The organism is Rhodosalinus sp. (genome assembly GCF_041685465.1).
Classification (GTDB): Bacteria; Pseudomonadota; Alphaproteobacteria; order Rhodobacterales; family Rhodobacteraceae; genus Rhodosalinus.
Genome location: NZ_JAWLFS010000245.1, coordinates 1 through 4,191 on the forward strand (window position 1 = coordinate 1; position 4,191 = coordinate 4,191).

Below are 4,191 nucleotides of genomic sequence, written 5' to 3' on the forward strand. Positions count from 1 at the left end.
CCGTAGAAGGCGCCTTCGCCCGGGTCCACCTCGTAGTCGTTGCGCACCGCGAGGATCGCCTTCTCCAGCGCCGCTTCCGCCTTGTCCCAGACCGCGTCCGAGCCCACGCGCACCTCCGGCCGGGTCGAGAGCTTGATGTCGAAGCTCGGAAAGCCCGTGTCGCGGTAGACCCTGGACAGGAGATCGATGAAGCCCGCGCATTCCGCCTCGATCTGGTCCTCGGTGCAGAAGATGTGCGCGTCGTCCTGCGTGAAGCCGCGCACGCGCATCAGCCCGTGCAGCGCGCCGTGCGCCTCGTAGCGGTGGCACGATCCGAACTCGGCCAGCCGCAGCGGCAGGTCGCGGTAGCTCTTGATCCCCTGGTTGAACACCTGGACGTGGCAGGGACAGTTCATCGGCTTGAGCGCGTTGACGCGCTTTTCCTGCGCGTGCTCCTCGTCGATCTCCGTGATGTACATGTTCTCACGGTACTTGTCCCAGTGGCCCGACGCCTCCCAGAGCTTGCGGTCCACCACCTGCGGCGTGTTGATCTCGCGGTAGCCCGCGGCGTCGAGGCGGCGGCGCATGTAGTCCTGCACCTCGCGGTAGATCGTCCAGCCGTCGGGGTGCCAGAAGACCATGCCCGGCGCCTCTTCCTGGAAGTGGAAGAGCTTCATCTCGCGGCCGAGCCGGCGGTGGTCGCGCTTCTCCGCCTCCTCGAGGAAATGCAGGTGGTCCTTGAGGTCCTGCCGGGTCTTGAAGGCCACGCCGTAGATGCGCTGCAGCATCGGGCGGTTGGAATCGCCGCGCCAGTAGGCGCCGGCCACCTTCATCAGCTTGAAGGCGTCGGCCGGGACCTGCCCGGTATGGCTCAGGTGCGGCCCGCGGCAGAGGTCCTGCCAGTCGCCGTGCCAGTACATGCGCACCGGCTCGCCCTCGGGGATCGCCTCGACGAGCTCGACCTTGAAGGGCTCGCCCTTGTCCTCGTAGTGGCGGATCGCGCGGTCGCGATCCCAGACCTCGGTGGTCACCGGATCGCGTGCCGCGATGATCTCGCGCATCTTGGCCTCGATCGCGCCGAGGTTCTCGGGCGTGAAGGGCGCTTCCCGGTCGAAGTCGTAGTACCAGCCGCGCTCGATCACCGGGCCGATGGTGACCTTCGTCTCGGGCCAGAGTTCCTGCACCGCGCGCGCCATGATGTGGGCGAGGTCGTGGCGGATGAGTTCGAGCGCGGGGGCGTCGTCGGCCATGGTGTTGATGGCGATCTCCGCGTCCGCCTCGATCGGCCATTGCAGGTCGAAATGGCGGCCGTTCACCTGCGCGCTGATCGCCTTCTTCGCCAGCGACTTGGAAATGCTCGCGGCGACCTCGGCGGGCGTGCTGCCGGCGGGAAACGCGCGGACGGAGCCATCGGGGAAGGTCAGGGAAACGGTGGACGGGTCAAGGGCCATGTCCGCTCTCCTCGTCGGTTCGGCGCCTACCGAGCGCCCGGTTGCGGGTCGTGTTCGCGCGCTCAATGGCGACGCTCCGCCGGAAAGTCAACGCGCGTGGCGGGGCGCGCCTTCCTCCCGTCGGTCGGTCGTCGCGCGGAGGGACCGCAGGGACCGAGGCGCGCCCGCCGGGGCCTTTTCTCCCGGGGCGGGAGCGGGCAGTCTCGCCGCGAGGCAACAGGAGGCGCGCATGAGCGACCCGCAGCATCTCGAGACGCCGCAGGGGCGGCGCCTCGCCTACCACCGCACCGAAGGGCAGGGGCCGGGCGTCGTCTTCCTCGGCGGCTTCATGTCGGACATGGAAGGAACAAAGGCGCTCTGGCTCGAGGACTGGGCGCGCGCCGCGGGCCGGGCCTTCCTGCGTTTCGACTATTCGGGCCACGGGCAGAGCGCGGGCGCCTTCACCGATCACTGCATCGGCGACTGGGCCGAGGACGCGGCCGCGGCGCTCGACGCGCTGACCGAGGGGCCGCAGGTGCTCGTCGGCTCCTCGATGGGCGGCTGGCTCGCGCTGCTGACGGCGCGCGCCGCGCCGGAGCGGGTGGCGGGCCTCGTCACCGTCGCGGCGGCACCGGATTTCACCGAGGACGCGATGTGGGCAGGCTTCGACGCCGCGCAGCGCGCCGCGCTGGAGCGCGAGGGCGTGGTGCATCTGCCCTCCGACTACGGCGAGCCCTACCCGATCACGAAGCGGCTGATCGAGGACGGGCGCGCGCATCTGGTCCTGCGCGCGCCCCTCCATCTGCCGTTTCCGGTGCGCTTCCTGCAGGGTACGGCGGATACGGACGTCGACCGCGCTGTGGCTCTGCGGCTGCTCGACCACGCCACGGGGCCGGACCTGCGGCTCACGCTCGTGGACGGGGCGGACCACCGGTTTTCCGATCCCGACTGCCTTTCGCTCATCGGCGAAAGTGTCGAGGCGGTGCTCGCCCGCGCGGGGGCCGGGGCGTGATCGCGCGCAGGGCGCTCGGGGCGCTCGCGCTCCTCGCGCTGGCAGGCGTGGCGCTCTGGACCCTCGGTCCGCGCGAGGCCGTGCCGGCGCGCGCGACCTTTGATCCCGCGCGCTTCGGGGCCGATCTCGACGCCCATTTCGCGGCGGAGGAGGCGCGCGTCCCGGGCGTCACGCCCGGCGCCGAGAAGCGGGTGATCTGGGCCGGCGACCCCGGCGCCGCGACACCGCTTGCGCTCCTCTACGTGCACGGCTTCTCGTCGACCTCGGAAGAGATCCGCCCCGTCCCCGACCGCGTGGCCGCGGCGCTGGGCGCGAACCTGGTCTACACGCGGCTCGCGGGGCACGGGCGCGACGGCGCTGCCATGGCCGAGGCGACGGCGGCCGACTGGATGGCGGACGTGGCCGAGGGGCTCGCCGCCGCGCGTGCCGCCGGGGACCGCGTCGCGGTGATCGCCACCTCCACCGGCGCGACGCTCGCCACCCTCGCGCTGGCCGACCCGGCGATGGCGCGGGACGTGGCCGCGGCGGTCTTCGTCTCGCCCAACTACGGGGTGAACGACCCGCGCGCGGCGCTCCTGACGTGGCCGGCGGCGCGGTTCTGGCTGCCGTGGCTCGCGGGGGAAGAGCGCGGTTTCGAGCCGCGCAACGCGCGACATGCGCGCTACTGGACGACCCGCTACCCGATGGAGGCGGTGGTGCCCATGGCCGCCACGGTGAAGGCCGCGCGCGCGCTCCCGCCGGGCGCCGTCGAGGTGCCCACGCTCTTCTGGTTTTCCGACGCCGACCGGGTGGTGCGCGCCGACGCGATCCGGAGCATGGCCGACGGCTGGGGCGGGCCCGTCCGGCTGCGTCCCGTCACGCCGGGGCCGGAGGACGACCCGGCCGCGCATGTGCTGGCCGGCGACATCCTCTCGCCCGGGCTGACCGACACGGCGGTGGCGGAGATGACCGACTGGCTGCGCGCGCATGCGATGCCCTGAGGCGTCTGGCGGCCGGGATCGCCCGGTGCTAGGCCTCGTGGCCGGGACGTGAGGGAACCGGGCCAACGCCATGACCGAACCGCTACTGCTCCTGCCGGGGATGATGTGCGACGCGCGGCTGTTCCTGCCGCAGCTCCTCGCGCTCGGACAGGCGCGGCCCGTGACGGTGGTCCCGATCTCCGGGGGCGAGCGGATCGAGGAGATCGCCTCGGCCCTGCTGCCGCATCTGCCGCCGCGCTTCGCGCTCGCCGGCCTGAGCATGGGCGGGATCGTCGCGATGGAGATCCTGCGCCGCGCGCCCGACCGCGTGGCGCGCCTTGCCCTGATGGACACGGACCCGCTGGCCGAGAGCCCCGAGGCCGCGGCATGGCGTGAGCCGCTGATCGTGAAGGCGCGCGCCGGCCGGCTCGAGGAGGCGCTGGGCGCGGTGCTGCGCCCCGAGCATCTCGCGCCGGGGCCGCAGCGCTTCGAGGTGCTCGACACGGTCAAGGCGATGGCCACGGCCCTCGGCCCGGAGGTTTTCGTGCGCCAGATGCGCGCGCTTCAGCGCCGCCGCGACCAGCAGGGGACGTTGCGGCGGTACAGGGGCCCGGCACTGGTGCTCTGCGGCGCGCACGACACCATGTGCCCGGTCACGCGTCACGAACTGATGTCGGAGCTGATGGCCGGCGCGACGCTCGAGGTGGTGGAGGAGGCCGGCCATCTTCCGACGCTCGAGGCGCCCGAGGCCGTGAGCGCCGCGCTCGCCCGCTGGCTCGACGTGCCCGAAGCGCCACGGTAGCGCCGCGCC

At 72.6% G+C, this 4,191-nt stretch carries 4 protein-coding genes; 3 read left to right on the forward strand and 1 reads right to left on the reverse strand.

The window, feature by feature from the left end; all coding sequences use genetic code 11:
* Positions 1–1,430: threonine--tRNA ligase (gene thrS / locus ACESL7_RS13600; RefSeq protein WP_372893851.1), on the reverse strand; the 1,430-nt coding region annotated here is incomplete at its 3' end.
* A 229-nt stretch (positions 1,431–1,659) separates the two neighbouring features.
* Between thrS and ACESL7_RS13605 the strand changes: the two genes are divergently transcribed.
* The 3 genes from ACESL7_RS13605 (at position 1,660) to ACESL7_RS13615 (ending at position 4,182) form a co-directional block, all read left to right on the forward strand.
* Positions 1,660–2,421, forward strand: a complete 762-nt coding sequence (locus ACESL7_RS13605) for an alpha/beta fold hydrolase (protein ID WP_372893852.1) — start codon at positions 1,660–1,662, stop codon at positions 2,419–2,421.
* Positions 2,418–3,401 (forward strand): alpha/beta hydrolase, encoded by a 984-nt coding sequence (locus ACESL7_RS13610; protein WP_372893853.1) that lies wholly within the window; start codon positions 2,418–2,420, stop codon positions 3,399–3,401. The genes ACESL7_RS13605 and ACESL7_RS13610 overlap by 4 nt, the downstream gene beginning before the upstream one ends.
* 70 nt (positions 3,402–3,471) lie before the next feature.
* A complete protein-coding gene (locus ACESL7_RS13615) occupies positions 3,472–4,182 on the forward strand; it encodes an alpha/beta fold hydrolase (RefSeq protein ID WP_372893854.1) in 711 nt (236 codons plus the stop codon).
* Positions 4,183–4,191 lie beyond the last annotated feature (9 nt).

Coding starts and splice junctions, on each gene's coding strand:
- ACESL7_RS13605 (WP_372893852.1), top strand. CDS start 1,660: ATGAGCGACCCGCAGCATCTCGAGACGCCGCAGGGGCGGCGCCTCGCC.
- ACESL7_RS13615 (WP_372893854.1), top strand. CDS start 3,472: ATGACCGAACCGCTACTGCTCCTGCCGGGGATGATGTGCGACGCGCGG.